15 protein-coding genes are annotated in these 18,400 nt (G+C 50.4%); 4 read left to right on the top strand and 11 right to left on the bottom strand.

From position 1 onward, the window contains the following. Positions 1–11: 11 nt before the first annotated feature. Positions 12–1,214, bottom strand: coding sequence for a serine-type D-Ala-D-Ala carboxypeptidase (gene dacC / locus QUF14_RS04975; RefSeq protein ID WP_000195961.1), 1,203 nt, complete (start codon positions 1,212–1,214; stop codon positions 12–14). A 246-nt stretch (positions 1,215–1,460) separates the two neighbouring features. Here dacC and gstB point away from each other — a divergent pair, with 246 nt between their 5' ends. Next, positions 1,461–2,087, top strand: coding sequence for a glutathione S-transferase GstB (gstB, locus tag QUF14_RS04970; protein WP_000631897.1), 627 nt, complete (start codon positions 1,461–1,463; stop codon positions 2,085–2,087). On the opposite strand, the gene yliI is transcribed toward gstB, so the two are convergent. Continuing rightward, on the bottom strand, positions 2,084–3,199 hold the full coding sequence (gene yliI, locus QUF14_RS04965) for an aldose sugar dehydrogenase YliI (protein WP_001189552.1): 1,116 nt from the start codon (positions 3,197–3,199) through the stop codon (positions 2,084–2,086). The two genes, gstB and yliI, sit on opposite strands and share 4 nt — an antisense overlap. A gap of 110 nt (positions 3,200–3,309) precedes the next feature. Beyond that, positions 3,310–3,693 carry a biofilm formation regulator BssR gene (gene bssR / locus QUF14_RS04960; protein ID WP_000497137.1) on the bottom strand — a complete coding sequence of 128 codons (384 nt, stop codon included), beginning with the start codon at positions 3,691–3,693 and terminating at the stop codon, positions 3,310–3,312. Between the two features lie 212 nt (positions 3,694–3,905). Here bssR and rimO point away from each other — a divergent pair, with 212 nt between their 5' ends. Beyond that, positions 3,906–5,231 carry a 30S ribosomal protein S12 methylthiotransferase RimO gene (rimO, locus tag QUF14_RS04955; protein WP_000049367.1) on the top strand — a complete coding sequence of 442 codons (1,326 nt, stop codon included), beginning with the start codon at positions 3,906–3,908 and terminating at the stop codon, positions 5,229–5,231. Between the two features lie 46 nt (positions 5,232–5,277). On the opposite strand, the gene QUF14_RS04950 is transcribed toward rimO, so the two are convergent. The 7 genes from QUF14_RS04950 to iaaA form a co-directional block, all read right to left on the bottom strand. Next, positions 5,278–6,606 (bottom strand): GGDEF domain-containing protein, encoded by a 1,329-nt coding sequence (locus tag QUF14_RS04950; RefSeq protein WP_000086878.1) that lies wholly within the window; start codon positions 6,604–6,606, stop codon positions 5,278–5,280. Positions 6,607–6,613: 7 nt separating this feature from the next. After that, positions 6,614–8,962: a sensor domain-containing phosphodiesterase gene (locus QUF14_RS04945; protein ID WP_000950338.1), complete on the bottom strand. Its 2,349-nt coding sequence runs from the start codon at positions 8,960–8,962 to the stop codon at positions 6,614–6,616. Between the two features lie 175 nt (positions 8,963–9,137). After that, positions 9,138–10,049: a glutathione ABC transporter permease GsiD gene (gene gsiD, locus QUF14_RS04940; RefSeq protein WP_001218008.1), complete on the bottom strand. Its 912-nt coding sequence runs from the start codon at positions 10,047–10,049 to the stop codon at positions 9,138–9,140. 2 nt (positions 10,050–10,051) lie between these two features. Next, positions 10,052–10,972 carry a glutathione ABC transporter permease GsiC gene (gsiC, locus tag QUF14_RS04935; RefSeq protein ID WP_000936027.1) on the bottom strand — a complete coding sequence of 307 codons (921 nt, stop codon included), beginning with the start codon at positions 10,970–10,972 and terminating at the stop codon, positions 10,052–10,054. Positions 10,973–10,989: 17 nt separating this feature from the next. Further along, positions 10,990–12,528, bottom strand: a complete 1,539-nt coding sequence (gene gsiB / locus QUF14_RS04930; RefSeq protein ID WP_100734017.1) for a glutathione ABC transporter substrate-binding protein GsiB — start codon at positions 12,526–12,528, stop codon at positions 10,990–10,992. 19 nt (positions 12,529–12,547) lie between these two features. Further along, positions 12,548–14,419, bottom strand: a complete 1,872-nt coding sequence (gene gsiA / locus QUF14_RS04925) for a glutathione ABC transporter ATP-binding protein GsiA (protein ID WP_024212111.1) — start codon at positions 14,417–14,419, stop codon at positions 12,548–12,550. Further along, complete coding sequence (iaaA, locus tag QUF14_RS04920) at positions 14,406–15,371, bottom strand: beta-aspartyl-peptidase (RefSeq protein ID WP_000513792.1); 966 nt, start codon at positions 15,369–15,371, stop codon at positions 14,406–14,408. Before iaaA ends, gsiA begins: the two co-directional genes overlap by 14 nt. 203 nt (positions 15,372–15,574) lie before the next feature. Here iaaA and moeA point away from each other — a divergent pair, with 203 nt between their 5' ends. Both moeA and moeB read left to right on the top strand, forming a co-directional pair. Then, on the top strand, positions 15,575–16,810 hold the full coding sequence (gene moeA, locus QUF14_RS04915; protein WP_000397323.1) for a molybdopterin molybdotransferase MoeA: 1,236 nt from the start codon (positions 15,575–15,577) through the stop codon (positions 16,808–16,810). Continuing rightward, positions 16,810–17,559: a molybdopterin-synthase adenylyltransferase MoeB gene (gene moeB, locus QUF14_RS04910; RefSeq protein ID WP_000829228.1), complete on the top strand. Its 750-nt coding sequence runs from the start codon at positions 16,810–16,812 to the stop codon at positions 17,557–17,559. Before moeA ends, moeB begins: the two co-directional genes overlap by 1 nt. Positions 17,560–17,736: 177 nt before the next feature. Here moeB and fsa read toward each other — a convergent pair whose 3' ends face one another. Next, positions 17,737–18,399 (bottom strand): fructose-6-phosphate aldolase, encoded by a 663-nt coding sequence (fsa, locus tag QUF14_RS04905; RefSeq protein WP_001354867.1) that lies wholly within the window; start codon positions 18,397–18,399, stop codon positions 17,737–17,739. Between the last annotated feature and the right edge of the window lies 1 nt (position 18,400).

Below are 18,400 nucleotides of genomic sequence, written 5' to 3'. Positions count from 1 at the left end.
TTATCAGAAGATTAAGAGAACCAGCTGCCGAACCACTGATGGAATTTCATCATCACGAAATCCCACATCCGACCAAAGAATCCGCCCTCTTCCACATTTTCCATCACGATCAGCGGACGCTGTTCAATGGATTTACCGTTAAGCTGGAAATCAATGGTGCCGACAACCTGACCTTTTTTCAGCGGTGCGGTAAGCTGCGGTTCCGTTAACGTATAACTCGCTTTCAGGTTTTTCAGCTGCCCACGCGGTATGGTCACTGATCCCGCTTCGCCTGCCCCGAGATTCACTTCGCTCTTATCACCAAACCAGACGCGCTGAGTCACAAAGGTGGCATCAGGTTTAATTGGCGTCACGGTTTCAAAGAAGCGGAAACCCCAGGTCAATAATTTCTCAGACTCATTAAAACGGATACGGTCAGTTTTCGCACCCAGTACTACGGAGATCAAACGCATATCGCCCTGGGTAGCCGAAGCAACCAGATTATATCCCGCGCCTGCCGTGGTTCCTGTCTTCATGCCATCAACATTCAGATTGCTGCTCCACAGCAGACGGTTACGGTTAGGCTGACGAATTTTGTTGAAGGTGAACTCTTTCTCTTTATGAATGGCGTACTCTTCTGGCACATCGTGGATCAATGCTTTACCCAGCAATGCCATATCGCGCGCGGTACTGAACTGCCCCGGCGCATCCAGACCGTGCACCGTCTGGAAGGTCGTGTTGGTCAGCCCCAGTTTTTTGGCATAACCATTCATCAAACCAATAAATGACTCCTGGCTCCCGGCAACGTAATCAGCCAGCGCAATACAGGCGTCATTACCGGACTGGATAATCACGCCTTTGTTCAAGTCTGCCACCGAAACCTGATCGCCTGGTTTGAGGAACATTACCGACGAACCACGCAGTGCCGGGTTTCCCGTCGCCCAGGCATCTTTACCGACCGTCACCATATCGGTGAGTTTAATCTTATCGGCCTTAAGCGCCTGCCCAACCACATAGCTGGTCATGATTTTAGTCAGGCTCGCGGGGTCCAGTTTCTCATCCGCATTGCCTTCTGCCAGCACTTTACCGCTGGCGTAATCCATTAAAATCCATGCACGCGCATCCACGCTCGGCGCTTCAACGGTTTGTTCCGCCGCGAATGCCGTTGGGGCAAAAAGGAATAAAAATGCAGAACCCGCTGCAAGACCACGAAGGAGAGAGGAGTATTGCGTCATAAATGCCACCCGAGTATCCATTCAAAAAAAATACGTTATATCGCCGTATGATAAGTTCGGTGATTAATAACGCACACACAAACTTAAAGAAACCGTAAGTTGGTAAAGTTTTTAAAGTTTATGCAATATCCTGCCGCTTCGCTGCTTCTGCCGTCATTTTTTTGCCAGCTGTTGCTTAAAAGTTAACTTTACTTCACCATCAAAGTCCTGTTCAGCCTGTGGCTGCCTGTCGGAAAAGGGGTAAGTATGATTACGCTGTGGGGTCGGAATAATTCAACCAACGTAAAAAAAGTATTGCTGACGCTCGAAGAACTGGAACTACCTTATGAGCAAATTCTCGCGGGCCGTGAGTTTGGAGTAAACCACGATGCTGATTTTCTGGCGATGAACCCTAACGGGCTGGTGCCGTTGTTGCGTGACGACGAAAGTGATCTCATCCTTTGGGAATCAAATGCCATTGTCCGCTATCTGGCGGCACAGTATGGGCAAAACCGCCTGTGGATCGACTCACCGGCACGCCGTGCAGAAGCGGAAAAATGGATGGACTGGGCAAACCAGACGCTCAGTAATGCCCATCGCGGGATCCTGATGGGATTGGTCAGAACACCCCCCGAAGAGCGCGATCAGGCCGCCATTGATGCCAGTTGCAAAGAGTGCGACGCCCTGTTTGCCCTGCTCGATGCGGAACTGGCAAAAGTAAAATGGTTCTCTGGCGACGAGTTTGGTGTGGGCGATATCGCCATCGCACCGTTCATCTACAATTTGTTTAATGTTGGCCTGACCTGGACACCGCGTCCAAATCTGCAACGCTGGTATCAGCAACTCACTGAACGCCCCGCAGTGCGCAAAGTGGTGATGATCCCCGTGAGCTAATTGCGTGGACTAACTTTGAGTAATTCCCCACTGGACTCGTCGGTGAGAACGTATAAATAACCGTCGGGTCCAGTGCGAACATCACGAATTCGTTGCCCTCTGTCCGTTAAAATACGGCCATCTTCTGTCACTTCGTCGCCGTTGACGCTCATCACAATGACATCTTTATCTTTCAGAGCGCCAATAAATAATTTTTGCTGCCACTGGGGGAATTTGTCGCTGTTATAGAAGGTCATACCGCTCACGGCAGGCGAATCTTTCCAGTAAAAAACAGGTTGCTCAGTCCCGGTGACGATCTCCCCTTTCGCTTCCGGTATCTTAAATCCCGAATAGTTGATTCCCCAGGTTGCCAGCGGCCAGCCGTAGTTTTTGCCTTTTTGCGGGATATTAATTTCATCACCACCGCGGGGGCCATGTTCATTTAGCCACAGTGCATTACTCCACGGATTCATCGCCATTCCTTGCGGGTTACGAATACCATAAGACCAGATCTCGGCGCGCGCACCGGATCTCCTGGCAAAAGGATTATCATCCGGGATCTCGCCCTGGTCAGTAAGACGCACCAGTTTGCCCTGTAATTTATCCAGATCCTGCGCCGTCGGGCGCTGATTGTTTTCGCCCAGAGCAATAAAAAGATAACCTTTACCGTCGAATACCAGCCGCCCGCCAAAATGGTTGCCGGTAGACAGTTTTGGCATCTGGCGAAAGACGGTGCGGAAGTCGGTCACTTTTGAGAGATCATCACTTAAGCGGCCATAACCCACAGCAGTTCCGGCTTTGCCATCATCGCCAACTTCGGAATAACTTAACCAGATGCGGCGCGACTGGGCAAAATCAGGCGCTAAAACCACGTCCAGCAGACCGCCCTGCCCGTGCGCCCAAACGTCCGGCACTCCGGAAAGCGGCGCAGATAATCCTTTTCCTGCTTGCCAGCGACGTAACTCACCGCCGCGCAGAGTGATTAACATACCGTGATTATCGGGTAAAAAGGCCAGCGCCCAAGGGTGATCGAGTTTGTCTTGCAGTACTTCGACATTTACCGTTGCAGGAGCTGCCCAGAGAGCAGAAGAAAGACAGATAAGGGGCACAAGGAAAAAGGATTGTCTCTGCATAACGCCTCCGGATTGACTCTGGCTTAAAGCGTAGTCAGTGGAGGAGATAACAAATTCATTTTTACAAAAACTTAAACATGAAGGGGGAGACGCTTTCTCCCCCTTAGTTTTCAGGCCTTCTCAAGCATGGCGTGCTTCTGCAGGCTCTGGATACTCAGCGTTAAGCTCATCAGACAATTTTCAAGCTTATCGGCGTTGACGGTAATAACAGTCGGGCAATCATGGTGCCCACTCATCAAACATACTGCGGCTGTCGCTAATGCTTCTTCAGCATGATGAAGAGCACTCCACTCTTCCTGATCCAGATGAAGATTCAACCGCAGCGATTTATCGTGCAGTTCGCGATTCAGTTTAAAAAAGTTATCTCGTAGATGATTGCTTTCGCTGACGGACATGTATCCTTTTGCCTTCCTCAGTTGCACGTATGCAGCGAGGTCAACGCGTGCGTCGATCAACCGGTTCAGCAGATCGATTCGCTGTCTGTCAACGAACATACTTCGATCCTCCTCTTTCCAGCCTTGTTGCAATTAAATAGTATGGCTATTTTTTGAGCAAAATGCTGTCCAGGATCAATTATTCACGCCGAATTAACAAAATTTACATTTCCTTCGCCTCCGCCAGCGAATGAGATTGCGATACAAATTTTATCCAGAACTCTGTAGAATCCCTGCCCTGACCTTTCCTGTAACTGAATATTTTTTAAGCTATGAGCAAAGTAACTCCCCAGCCGAAAATCGGCTTTGTTTCCCTTGGCTGTCCGAAAAACCTTGTCGATTCAGAGCGTATTCTCACCGAACTACGCACCGAAGGTTATGACGTGGTACCGAGCTATGACGATGCGGACATGGTGATCGTCAATACCTGCGGCTTTATTGACAGCGCGGTACAAGAATCACTGGAAGCCATTGGCGAAGCGTTGAATGAAAACGGCAAGGTCATTGTGACCGGTTGTCTGGGGGCGAAAGAAGATCAGATCCGCGAAGTCCACCCGAAAGTGCTGGAAATCACCGGGCCTCATAGCTATGAGCAGGTTCTTGAGCACGTTCATCACTACGTACCAAAACCGAAACACAACCCGTTCCTGAGCCTGGTGCCAGAACAAGGTGTGAAACTGACGCCGCGTCATTATGCCTATCTGAAAATTTCTGAAGGCTGTAACCACCGCTGCACCTTCTGCATTATTCCGTCTATGCGCGGCGATCTGGTGAGCCGTCCGATTGGCGAAGTGTTAAGTGAAGCGAAACGACTGGTTGATGCGGGCGTTAAAGAGATTCTGGTGATCTCGCAGGATACTTCCGCCTATGGCGTCGATGTTAAACATCGTACTGGCTTCCACAACGGCGAGCCGGTAAAAACCAGCATGGTCAGCCTGTGTGAACAGTTATCGAAACTGGGGATCTGGACACGTCTGCACTACGTTTACCCTTATCCACACGTGGACGACGTCATCCCACTGATGGCGGAAGGCAAAATCCTGCCGTATCTGGATATCCCGTTGCAACACGCCAGCCCGCGCATTCTCAAACTGATGAAGCGTCCGGGTTCTGTAGATCGCCAACTGGCGCGCATCAAACAGTGGCGCGAAATCTGCCCGGAACTGACCCTGCGCTCAACCTTTATTGTCGGCTTCCCTGGCGAGACGGAAGAAGATTTCCAGATGCTACTCGATTTCCTGAAAGAAGCACGTCTGGATCGCGTTGGCTGCTTTAAGTACAGCCCGGTTGAAGGTGCAGACGCCAATGCCCTGCCTGACCAGGTTCCGGAAGAAGTGAAAGAAGAACGCTGGAACCGTTTCATGCAGCTGCAGCAGCAGATTTCCGCCGAGCGCCTGCAAGAGAAAGTGGGCCGTGAAATTCTGGTGATTATCGACGAAGTGGACGAAGAAGGCGCGATTGGTCGCAGCATGGCAGATGCACCGGAAATCGACGGTGCGGTTTATCTCAATGGTGAAACCAACGTTAAGCCGGGTGATATCCTGCGTGTGAAAGTCGAGCACGCCGATGAGTACGATTTGTGGGGTAGCCGGGTTTAATTAATTCAGGCCGGGCAAAATCATTTGTCCGGCCTGCGAATAAAGATTACTGCCAGCTAATCTGCGCCCTGCCGTTTTTCTTACTCTTATACAGCCGCTCATCCGCCAGCATTTTCAAGCGTTCGACGGTAGTACATTCATTTGAATGCGCTACACCGATACTGGTGCTTAAATTAATGCTTCCCACCTGGAAATGAACGATTTCTTTTAGAATCGATAGCAACTCCTCCAGCGTTCCGCCAGTATAAATCACCGCAAATTCGTCACCGCCGAAGCGGTAGACTTTACCTTTATCTACCGGGATTTGTGATTTAAGGATTTTCACCACTTTCATCAACACTTCATCGCCCAGCAAATGACCGAAGGTGTCGTTAATGTTTTTGAATTTATCGACATCAAAAAGACACAGATAGCCCCCTTTTTCCGGCAGGGCTTTTAAATCTTCATCAAAGGATTTTCTGCCCATTGCTTTGGTCAGGTCGTCCAGAAACGCCGAGTTATACATACTGTAGAGTTTTTTGACATCGGCAGCCGAGAAGAAAAGCCCACCGTCCAGGACGCGTTCAAAATGGTTATTAATAATGGCTTCTTTCTCCACAATGCCACGATTAATCACTCTGCGCACCAGATAAAGGCAGCTAGCACCCGATATCACTGCCACCAATGCAGCAAAGAAAATAATCAACATACATACCTGAAAATAAACGTCTTTTTTATACGAAAATACGTACAATCCGGTCGGCAAATAGGCGAAGTGCTCCATTGCTTCCGAAACGGTGAAGATGGCGTTTTTAGCATTATATTCATCACCGGTCACCGGTTTACCGTTCTTAAACAGAGAGAACATCAGGTTCTCGCTATCCATCGCCAGCGATTTTGACAGTAAAGAAAAACGCTCCAGACCAAGCAAAAATATCAGACTGCGATTGTGAGTTACCGGATAGAGGTAATAGACGAAGGTTTTACCGTCAAAAGAGATAAACCCTGTATTTTTGACATGTCGATACTTAACAACCTGCATAATATCTGCACAATAATTTTTCTCGAACTCCTTTACCTGAATACATTCGTCACTGGAAATCAGATAAGGACCGACATCGTACAAATAAGAGGGTGAAACCGAGTCGGCGTAAGCTGTGCGCAAGCCAACCAACAGCTGTTCCTCCGTGGGATTTAGCGTGTTGATGAGATCAATTGCCACGCTACGCCGATATTCAGCAATATTTGCCACCGCAAAAGCAGTATCAATAACGGACTGTTTCAGGCCATACACCCGTTCCTTTACCATTTGAGTGTAGATCCCGCAGGCAACTGCTGAAATCATGATAAAAATCAGCAGACTGACTGTAAGTACGAACTTATTGATTCTGGACATACGTAAACTACTCTTTTACTAATTTTCCACTTTTATCCCAGGCGGAGAATGGCATGGGTTTCTGGTACAGATACCCCTGAGCCTGAACACATCCTAATTTGATTAATTCGCGCGCAACGTCTTCGCTCTCTACGCCTTCCGCAATCACCGGGATCCGGTTATAGCGTGCCAGATCGAAAATAATGCGCACAATTTTCCCCGCAGTACCGAAAATATCGCCGGTAAATTGCGAGTCCACTTTTATACTGTCTGGATTAATTTCATAAAAACGTTTCAGGTTTGACAAACCGGTGCCAAAGTCATCAATCGATATCCGTACCCCTTGTTTACGCAGTTGTTCAATATTGAGATAAAAATGTTCATTAATTCGCTCGATCACAGTTTCAGTGATCTCAACACAGAGGCTGTTCGCCTTCAGGCCATTTTCTTTCATGATGGTGGTAAAACGCTCATGAAAGTGTGGTTCGTTTAACTGCCAGGGCGAAACATTAATATGCAGTAAGAAACCGTCCTTCAGCGACGCACGCTGACTAAAATGTCTGAATTCACCCATTGCCGTTTTAATAATCTGATAACCTAGCTCATTGATAAACCCGATATCTTCAGCAATGGTAATGAACTTCAGCGGTGAAATGATCCCCCGCTCCGCAGACACCCAACGGCACAACGCCTCCGCGCCCAGAATGGCGCGGGTGTTAATATCAACGATCGGTTGATAGACCAGGAATAGTTCGCCAATTTCCATTGCATGGCGAATATTACGCGCAATCCAGATATTCTCTTCTATTTCGTTGAGTTTCGCGTCATCACAGAAAATAAACTCTGAGAACATATGGTCACGGATACTGGAAATCGCCAGTTTCAGTTTTTCTGCGTAACTCCAGGCGTTTTCTCCCTTCAACGGTTCACAAATGGCAGACTTATGGATGCGCAGATTGCGGTAGCCAAAGCTGCTGTCAAAATCGTTTATCATCGCTATTTTACGGGTAAATGTCTGTACATTTTCCCGGCACAGAAGTAAATAGAGATCGGCATTAAATGTCACGATATCGCAGCATTGCGCATATTTCTCGGCAATTCGCTGACACAATTTCCTGACGATTTTATTGCGTTCATCAACACCAAACACCGCTTCCACGGCTTCCAGACCACACAGTTTGATGATCCCCACAGCCAGATACTGATTATTGTTGGACTCAATAATCGCCATATTTTTAATAAAACCGCTTTCCTGATCGTAAGAGATCAGTGAGAGCAATTTATTTGACCGTTCAATTTCGGCATCTTTCATTTCCGCGATCGAATTTTTGATGCTGATAATCTCTTTCGCATCGCCTTCGCGAATTTTCAGAGCCTCGATTTGATCCGTTGAGTCGGGCAAAAATGCCAGCGTATTAACCAGCTCGGTCATTTCAGAAAATTGCCGACGGAACACACGAGTGGTCATTAAATAAACCACCAGCAATACGATAATAATGAAAGCAAACGGCAGATAAAAAAGTTTATCTGATGCGTTCAATAAATTACCGCCAGGATAATAAAAATAGATCTCGAATAATGTATTGTTTGGCACCGCTGATGTTTTTTCGATATATTCAGTATCGACAGAATCAATAATATTATAATTGCCTTCGCTATTATAAATAATCAGTTTTTCACGAGCGAGTTGATTCTTGGCAATGATCTCATGGCCTTGTTTCAAAAATAGAACTTCATCATTAGCGCTGATTTGATCAAGATACTCGTTCAGATATCGCCAGTTTAAATCGACATGAATTTTATCCACCACTAACAAATCGTGATCTTTGCCGTTGATGCGTAGCGTAAAAGAGATACATTTTTTACCCGGACGATCAAAGCAATTGTATGCCGGATTCCAGCTGTTGTTAGAGTCATCTGAAGCCACAGACCACGGTCGTTTCGATGGGTTAAAATCGGCAAAAATAACCCGCCCTGACTCGTCGACAAGCGGTCCATTTACTTGTTCCTGATGATAAACAGCGATTTTATCATTTGCCCTCCGCGAAAAGAGATAATATTTATTATTATCAAGTACCAGTCCCACCGAGTCTAAAAATGGCATCATTTCCATTTTAAGGATCACAGCGCGTTGAATCTCCTCTGTATTTTTTAATAAATACAGTGAGTCCTTTAATGTCAGGGCCGAACGTTCAATATCTTTAAAGAAATAGCCAACGTTTTTCTGAATAAGTTCAAAGCGGCTATCGGCACGTTTTACCGCGCGTTCCGATACCAGTTGATAGTTAATGATGAAAAAAAGACCAATAAATGACAGCGCTGCCAATAAAAATAAAATTATCAACCTTATTTTTATCTTTTCGTATAAACTCAGCATGTTAATACATTTAACAAAATAACTATCTGAACGCCGTGCCGCTGCAAAAATAGTCCCGCTGCGGCTTTTTAACCAAATTACCCGATTCTACAAAATCAGCAGAAAGTTACAACACTTGCTTTGGGTAATAATTTCCTGTGAGGTGATTACCCTTTCAAGCAATATTCAAACGTAACTATCCTTTAATTTTCGGATCCAGCGCATCGCGTAAACCATCCCCCAGCAAATTGAACGCCAGTACGGTCAAAAAAATAGCCAGGGCCGGAAAAACAGCGACATGCGGCGCGATAACCATATCCGCTCGAGCCTCATTGAGCATCGCTCCCCACTCTGGTGTCGGCGGCTGCGCGCCGAGGCCGAGAAACGACAGGCTGGCCGCAGAGATAATCGAGGTACCAATGCGCATAGTGAAAAACACCACGATAGAAGAGACGGTCCCAGGCAGAATATGACGCAATAAAATGGTCATATCGCTGGCACCAATACTGCGTGCTGACTCAATAAAGGTTTGCTGTTTCAACACCAGCGTATTGCCGCGCACCAGTCGGGCAAACGCGGGGATGGAAAAAATGGCAACGGCGATAATCACGTTAGCGATGCCGCTTCCCAACACCGCAACAACAGCGATCGCCAGTAAAATACCCGGGAAGGCAAACAGCACATCGCAAATGCGCATGATCAGCCGATCCCACCAGCCTTCATAATATCCCGCCAGCAAGCCCAGCAACGTCCCGATCGCCGCACCGATAAACACGGCAAACACGCCCGCCGCCAGCGAGATTTGCGCACCAACCAGGACACGGCTGAAAATGTCGCGTCCCAGTGAATCGACGCCAAACCAGTGCTGCAAAGAAGGTCCGTTATTCAGATTGTCATAATCAAAATAATTTTCGGCGTCATAGGGAGCGATCCAGCGTGCAAAAATGGCCACCACAATCAATAAAATAACGAACAATGCGGCGGTCATCGCCATATGCTGACGGCGAAATCGTCGCCAGAATTCATGCCACGGTGTACGTACCTGGTCAGGTTTAACCAATGGCATGGCGTTTAACACCGCCTGACGTCGCCAGTTAAATATTCGCATCCTTACTTGTACCTGATAGCCGGGTTAATGGCGGCATAAAGCACATCCACCACTAAGTTGATAAGAATAAATTCCAGCGAGAAAAGCAGAATTTCCGCCTGAATCACCGGGTAATCGCGCATTTCTACGGAGTCGACGAGTAAGCGTCCAAGTCCGGGCCAGTTGAAGACTTTCTCCACCACAATGGAACCACCGAGTAAAAAGCCAAACTGTAAGCCCATCATGGTCACTACCGGGATCATCGCATTGCGTAACCCGTGTTTGAGGATGACCCAGGTTTCGCTCACCCCTTTCGCCCTCGCGGTACGCATATAATCTTCGCTTAAAACGTCGACAAACGATGCGCGGGTAAAGCGCGCCATCACGGCTGCCACTGCCGCGCCGAGCGTCAGGGAGGGTAAAATGTAGTGCTGCCAACTGTCTGCACCTACGGTGGGTAACCAGCCAAGTTCAACTGAGAAAACCTGAATCAACAGTATTCCTAACGCAAATGCCGGGAATGAAATCCCTGATACCGCGATAGTCATACTTAATCGATCCGGCCAACGGTTACGCCAGACAGCGGCGATAATACCAGCCCCCATGCCGAACAGCACCGCCCAGGTCATACTGGTAATAGTCAACCATAGAGTAGGCATGAAGCGGCTGGCAATCTCATTGGCAACGGGACGACGCGACACCATCGACAGGCCAAAATCGCCCTGTACGGCATTGGTGATATAGTGCCAGAACTGGTGATACAGTGGCTTATCCAACCCCAGTTGTTGACGCACCAGCTCGATGACCTGCGCATCGGCTTCTGGTCCGGCAATCAATCGCGCTGGATCGCCGGGCAGCATATGAACAAACAAAAACACCAGCACTGAGACAATAAACAGCGTTGGAATCAGTCCCAGTAAGCGTTTGATAACGTAATTAAGCATTCCACTCCCTGCGTTGCTTATTGCAAATCGGCGTCTTCAAAGCTGAAACCGGTGTCTGGCATGATCCAAAAACCAGTCAGGTTTTTACTGTGTGCCGACACCAGTTTTTCGACCACCAGCGGGATCCACGGCGACTCTTGCCAGATAATATCCTGCGCCGCCTTATACAAGCGCGCCTTTTGCGCCGGATCGTTGGTTTTCAGCGCCTGGGCAAGCTCGTCATCCACCTGCTTATTGCTGTAAAACGCAGTATTAAACAGCGTCGGCGGCCAGTTCTGCGAGGCGAACAGTGGCGATAGCGCCCAGTCAGCTTCACCAGTCGAGGCCGACCAGCCAGTGCAAAACATTCTCACGCCGCTCTCTTTCTGCCCTTTACCTTCAACTTCTGCCGCCCGCTGCCCGGCATCCATCGCCGTTACCTGGGCTTTAATCCCCACCTGCGCTAGCTGTTGCTGGGTAAATTGCAGCACTTTCTGTGCGGTACTGTGATTATGTGATGACCACAGCGTGGTACTGAAGCCGTTGGGATACCCCGCCTCTTTCAATAGTTCACGCGCTTTCGCCGGATCGTAAGGCCACGGTTGATAACTTTGCGCGTAGGCAATACTCGGTGGCACCACACCAGTGGCAGGAACTGCATATCCCGCAAAGGCCACTTTCACCAGTGCCTGACGGTTGATGGCGTAATTCAGCGCCTCACGTACTTTTGGGTTATCGAATGGTTTCTGCGTCACGTTCATGCTGATATAACGCTGCATAATCGACGGGCTGGCCATCAGCTCGATATTTTTGTTTTTCTCCAGTAGCGCCGCTTGTTCATAAGGGATGGGAAAAGCAAATTGCGCTTCACCGGTTTGCAGCATTGCCGCACGGGTGTTGTTATCCGCCACCGGACGCCAGGTTATGCTGTCCAGTTTGGGCAATCCTGGCTGCCAGTACCCCGCGAATTTTTTCACCTTCACAAAATCGGTCTGATTCCAGGTATTCAGTTCATACGGTCCGGTGCCAACCGGATGAAAACCAATCTCCTTGCCATATTTTTCCAGCGCTGCCGGTGAAATCATCGCGGTCGCGGGATGGGCAAGAATATTAATAAACGCTGAAAACGGCTGTTTGAGGGTAATCTTTACCGTTGTCGGATCGATCGCTTCCGTTTTGGCAATATTCTTATACAGGTTATAGCGTTTAAGATGATTCGCCGGATCGCTGGCCCGGTCCAGATTCGCTTTTACCGCCGCTGCGTTGAAATCGGTGCCATCCTGGAATTTAATTCCTTCCCGCAGTTTCACGGTGTAAGTAAGGCCGTCATCGGAAACGGTATAACTCTCCGCCAGTACGTTTTTCAGTTTCATCTCTTTATCGAGACCGAACAGCCCCTGGTAAAACGATTTCGCTACGGCCTGAGATAACGTGTCATTCGCGTCATATGGATCGAGCGTGGTGAAGTTCGATCCTACCGCCACCACCACATCTTTGGCAGCGAATGCACAAGATGCCATCAACGCTGTCGCAATGCCCAGCGCCACTAACCCACTACGGTGTACAGCTCTTGCCATTTTATTCTCCGCCTGAATGTTATCTACGCATGAATGCGTATTCTGATTGTGGTTGTGCGACGTAATGCCCCGGCCCGACGCATTGCAACGAGACGGCTACAACCTCTTCACCACGCAGATGAATATTGCTGGGAAGATCGTCCGACAGCAGTACACGCTGCGGTCGTTGTCGGGACGGTTCAGCGACCGGAACTGCCGCCAGTAATTTACGCGTATAAGGATGCTGCGGATTTTCAAAGACCGCGCGCCGTGGACCAATTTCAACAATTTGCCCGAGATACATCACCGCCACACGATGACTAATCCGCTCTACAACGGCCATATCGTGGGAGATAAACAGATACGCAATGCCGAAATCACGCTGGAGATCGAGCAACAAGTTGATAATCTGCCCGCGAATAGAAACATCCAGCGCTGATACGGCTTCATCGGCAATGATCACTTTTGGATTCAATGCCAACGCGCGAGCAATGCAGATGCGCTGTCGCTGGCCACCGGAAAACTCATGCGGGTAACGCCACGCATGTTCAGGTAACAGACCCACGCGCTCCAGCAACCACGCAACGCGTGCAGCAGCTTCTTTACCTTGCAATAAACCGTGTACGCGCAACGGTTCGATAATCGAATCACCGATGGTCTGACGTGGGTCCAGCGAGGCGTAAGGATCCTGAAAAATAAACTGAATATCGCGGCGCAATGCCTGAAGTTTGCCGGGTGAAAGGGTATCGATTCGCTGACCGTTAAAGATAATTTCGCCGCCCTGCGATTCGACCAGGCGCAGCAACGCCCGCCCGGTAGTAGATTTACCGCTGCCAGACTCGCCCACCAGCGATAGCGTTTCGCCAGGCCAGAGATCAAAACTGACTTTCTCAACGGCATGCACTTCCCGCGTTACGCGATTCAACAAACCACTGCGCAAAGGGAAACGGGTAACCAGATTACGCACCCGTAAAACAGGTTCGCCATCCACCACCGTCTTCTGCTCGATGGGTGGTTCCTGTTTCACTGGATGTTCAAGCGATATGAGCGGGAAACGTCGGGGATAATCTCCCCCTTTCATCGCACCAAGCTGCGGGACAGCAGCTAACAGCGCACGGGTGTAAGGATGTTGTGGTGCATGAAAAATCTGTTTGACGCTACCCGTTTCCACCGCCTCGCCCTGATACATCACCAGTACCCGATCGGCAATCTCTGCCACCACACCCATATCGTGAGTGATAAAGATAACGCCCATCGACATCTCTTTTTGCAATACTTTGATTAATTGCAGGATCTGCGCCTGAATAGTGACATCCAGCGCGGTGGTTGGCTCATCGGCAATCAGCACCGCCGGGCGGCATGACAGTGCCATCGCAATCATCACTCGCTGGCGCATCCCGCCAGAGAGTTGATGCGGATAACGTGAAAGAATGGTTTGTGCCTCCGGAATGCGTACCTGATCCAGCATCCGCTTCGCCTCGACCATTGCTTCTTCACGACTGGCGTTTTGATGCAGACGAATTGATTCGGCAATCTGTTCACCCACAGTAAATACCGGGTTCAGCGATGTCATCGGCTCCTGAAATATCATTGCCATATCCGCACCGCGCACATGGCGCATTTGTGCAGCGCTCTGCTCGCTAAGTTCAATCACTTCGCGAGTGCGCCGCCGCAACAGCATTTGATCGCACTGCACTAAACCGCCCGCCTGTTCCAACAGGCGCATCAGTGCCAGCGCAGTCACTGACTTACCAGAGCCGGATTCGCCAACAATTGCCAGCGTCTCACCGCGTTGCAGGCTAAAAGAGAGATTGCGGACCGCAGCTATTTTCTGCTGGTCCTGCCTAAAGGCAATATTCAGATTTTCAACCGCCAGCACATCACCGGCATCAAGTTCATCACTGTGTGGCAACGGTGTCCCCTTTTTCACGGTAGATACCGGTGGTTGGCGTATCGCCTGCGTAGCCCCAGGCGCGATACATTCCTTCGGTGTTAAACGGTAGCGCGACATTCCCTTCATGGTCGATAGCGATTAAGCCACCGCTACCGCCAAGCGCAGGGAGTTTTTCCATTACTACCCGCTCGCAGGCTTCCGCGAGACTTAATCCGCCGTAATCCATTAACGCGGCGATGTCATATGCCGCCAGCGCGCGGATGAAGACTTCGCCCGTGCCGGTACATGAAACCGCCACACTGGCGTTATTGGCGTAGCATCCGGCGCCCACTAAGGGACTATCGCCAACTCGTCCGGGTAATTTATTGGTCATTCCGCCCGTGGACGTGGCTGCCGCCAGATTGCCGTCTAAATCCAACGCCACGGCACCCACGGTGCCCATTTTCTGTTTTTCATCCAGTGGCGCACCGCTATGGTCGAGGACCATTGCCCCTTCCTCGCGCGCTGCCAGGAGTTGTTCATAGCGCAAAGGCGTGGAGAAAATCTCCGGCGAGACGCGCTCCATGCCATGAGCAAATGCAAAATTTTCTGCCCCTTCGCCAATCATCATCACATGCGGGCTTTGCTCCATCACCAGCCGGGCAGCAAGAACCGGATTACGCAGATGACTCACGCCCGCCACCGCACCGGCTTTCAGGGTGTTACCATCCATCACACAGGCGTCGAGTTCATGCGTTTCATCTCGCGTAAAGACTGCGCCAATTCCGGCGTTAAACAGTGGACACTCTTCCAGTAGACGCACCGTTTCCGTCACCACATCCAGCGCACTTTCGCCCGCTTCCAGCATTTTCTGCCCGGTTTCAACAATGGCAGACAACGCCTCAATGTAGCGTAATTCCTGTTGCAGACTCATCTGCGCGCGGCTAATTGCACCTGCGCCGCCATGAATTGCAATGACTGCTTTGCCCATAGTATTCGTCCATTAAGGGTGGCTCGCCACTTTTGCTATAAATATCAGAATTTTTATGAATTACTCATTCAATTTTTGAATATAGAAAGATGGATATGGCATGTAAAGGCAGGAGCCAGCGCTACGCCCGAGGTGGCATACAGTCTGTGGCGTTTTTCTGACATAATAGGCAAATTCGATTTTGCCTCCGCAGGAGTGTTTTCATGGAATTTACCACCGGATTGATGTCGCTCGACTCCGCGCTTAATGAGATGCTTTCTCGCGTTACCCCACTGACCGCCCAGGAAACGCTGCCACTGGTACAGTGTTTTGGTCGTATTCTGGCGAGCGATGTCGTTTCGCCACTGGATGTCCCGGGGTTTGATAACTCCGCTATGGACGGCTACGCGGTGCGTTTAGCCGATATTGCCTCCGGGCAACCGCTGCCCATTGCCGGTAAATCCTTTGCCGGTCAGCCGTATCATGGTGAATGGCCTGCGGGCACCTGCATTCGTATTATGACCGGCGCACCGGTACCGGAAGGCTGTGAAGCTGTGGTCATGCAGGAACAGACAGAACAGACTGACGCTGGCGTGCGTTTTACCGCTGAAGTGCGTAGCGGGCAAAATATTCGCCGTCGCGGTGAAGATATCTCTGCGGGTGCGGTTGTTTTCCCAGCGGGAACACGCCTGACTACCGCAGAGCTGCCAGTAATTGCTTCACTGGGGATTGCCGAAGTTCCGGTGATTCGTAAAGTGCGTGTAGCGCTGTTTTCCACCGGTGATGAACTCCAGTTGCCAGGCCAGCCGCTGGGCGACGGCCAAATCTACGATACCAACCGTCTCGCCGTACACCTGATGTTAGAACAGCTGGGATGCGAGGTAATCAACTTAGGGATTATCCGCGACGATCCCCATGCCCTGCGCGCCGCTTTTATTGAAGCCGATAGCCAAGCGGATGTGGTGATCAGTTCCGGCGGTGTTTCAGTGGGTGAAGCGGATTACACCAAAACCATTCTTGAAGAGCTTGGGGAGATCGCCTTCTGGAAGCTGGCGATTAAACCAGGTAAACCGTTCGCGTTCGGTAAACTCAGCAATAGCTGGTTCTGCGGCCTGCCGGGCAACCCGGTTTCAGCAACGCTGACCTTCTATCAACTGGTACAGCCTTTGCTGGCAAAACTAAGCGGCAATACCGCCAGCGGCCTGCCCGCGCGCCAGCGTGTGCGCACGGCATCGCCTCTGAAGAAATCGCCAGGACGCCTTGATTTCCAGCGCGGCGTGCTGCAACGCAACGCCGATGGCGAACTGGAAGTGACGACCACCGGACATCAGGGTTCACATATATTTAGCTCCTTTAGCCTCGGCAACTGCTTTATCGTACTGGAGCGCGAGCGCGGCAATGTAGAAGCGGGCGAATGGGTGGAAGTAGAACCATTTAACGCGTTGTTCGGAGGCCTGTAATGGCAGAACTCAGCGATCAGGAGATGCTGCGCTACAACCGGCAAATCATTCTGCGTGGTTTTGATTTTGACGGTCAGGAAGCATTAAAAGATTCTCGCGTGCTGGTCGTCGGGCTGGGTGGGCTCGGCTGCGCGGCCTCGCAATATCTGGCAAGCGCCGGTGTCGGCAACCTGACGCTGCTCGACTTCGACGCGGTTTCGCTTTCAAATCTGCAACGCCAGACACTGCATAGTGATGCCACGGTCGGGCAACCGAAGGTGGAATCCGCCCGAGACGCACTGGCGCGGATCAATCCACATATCGCGATTACGCCGGTAAATGCGTTGCTTGATGACGCGGAGCTTGCTGCGTTGATTGCTGAACACAATCTGGTGCTCGACTGCACGGATAACGTTGCGGTACGTAATCAATTGAACGCTGGCTGTTTTGCCGCAAAGGTGCCGCTGGTTTCCGGGGCGGCAATTCGTATGGAAGGGCAAATCACGGTCTTCACTTATCAGGACGGCGAACCGTGCTACCGCTGCCTTAGCCGTTTGTTTGGCGAGAACGCGCTAACCTGCGTAGAAGCAGGCGTGATGGCACCGTTGATCGGGGTGATTGGTTCGTTGCAGGCAATGGAAGCGATCAAACTGCTGGCAGGTTATGGCAAACCTGCCAACGGAAAAATCGTGATGTACGATGCGATGACTTGCCAGTTTCGCGAAATGAAACTGATGCGTAATCCGGGGTGCGAGGTGTGCGGGCAGTAATTGCCAGCCCCAGGCCTGATAAGTCGCGACAAGCGTCGCATCAGGCATTTGCTCCAGACGCCAGATGCGGCGTGAACGCCTTATCTGGCCTACGGTTCGGGCGCAGATTTCCAGGCGCGGCAAGCGTTGGTGCACTCCACCACTCATCAGCAATTGATGAGGATGCAGAACGTCCTGTTAAATCGACGTTCTGCCAAAAGCTCCCTGCCAGTCCTGCTCAAACTTCGCCACGGCGGCATCAACTGCCGGATAGCTAATCATCTGCTGCGCCACATCCAGTGGCAGCGTGATTGATTCACATCCTGCCAGTAAGCAATCCAGCGCCTGACGCGGGGTTTTGAAACTCGCGGCTAACACTTTCGCCTGCGGCGCATGCATTTTCAATAACTGGTGCAAATCGGTCACAGTTTGAATACCGCTACCGCCCTGAGCATCAATTCGGTTGACGTAAGGCGCAACGTACTCCGCACCTGCCAGCGCCGACAGCAGCCCTTGTGCCGCGCCATATACCGCGGTTCCCAGCGTCGGAATACCTTCTGCTTTTAACATTTTAATAGCAGCCAGCCCCTCGGCAGTCACCGGAACTTTCACCACGATATCTGCAATAATAGAACGCAGTTGACGTGCATCATTCACCATCCCTTCGGCAGTGGTAGCCATTACCTGGGCAAACAGACGCCCCTGACCGCCCATCGCTTCGTGAAGCTCCGGAAGTACAACGTCCAGCGGTTTTTTACCCGCGGCGATAATGCTTGGGTTAGTAGTCACACCCGCCAGCGGAAAAATACGTGACAGTGTCTTCACCGCAACAACGTCTGAAGTATCCAGATACAGTTCCATA

Origin of the sequence: Escherichia sp. HH091_1A (assembly GCF_030295175.1) — a bacterium.
In the GTDB taxonomy this organism is placed as follows: Bacteria; Pseudomonadota; Gammaproteobacteria; order Enterobacterales; family Enterobacteriaceae; genus Escherichia; species Escherichia coli_F.
The sequence above is the reverse complement of the archived record's forward strand: the minus strand, read 5'-3'. Positions and strand labels throughout refer to the sequence as shown.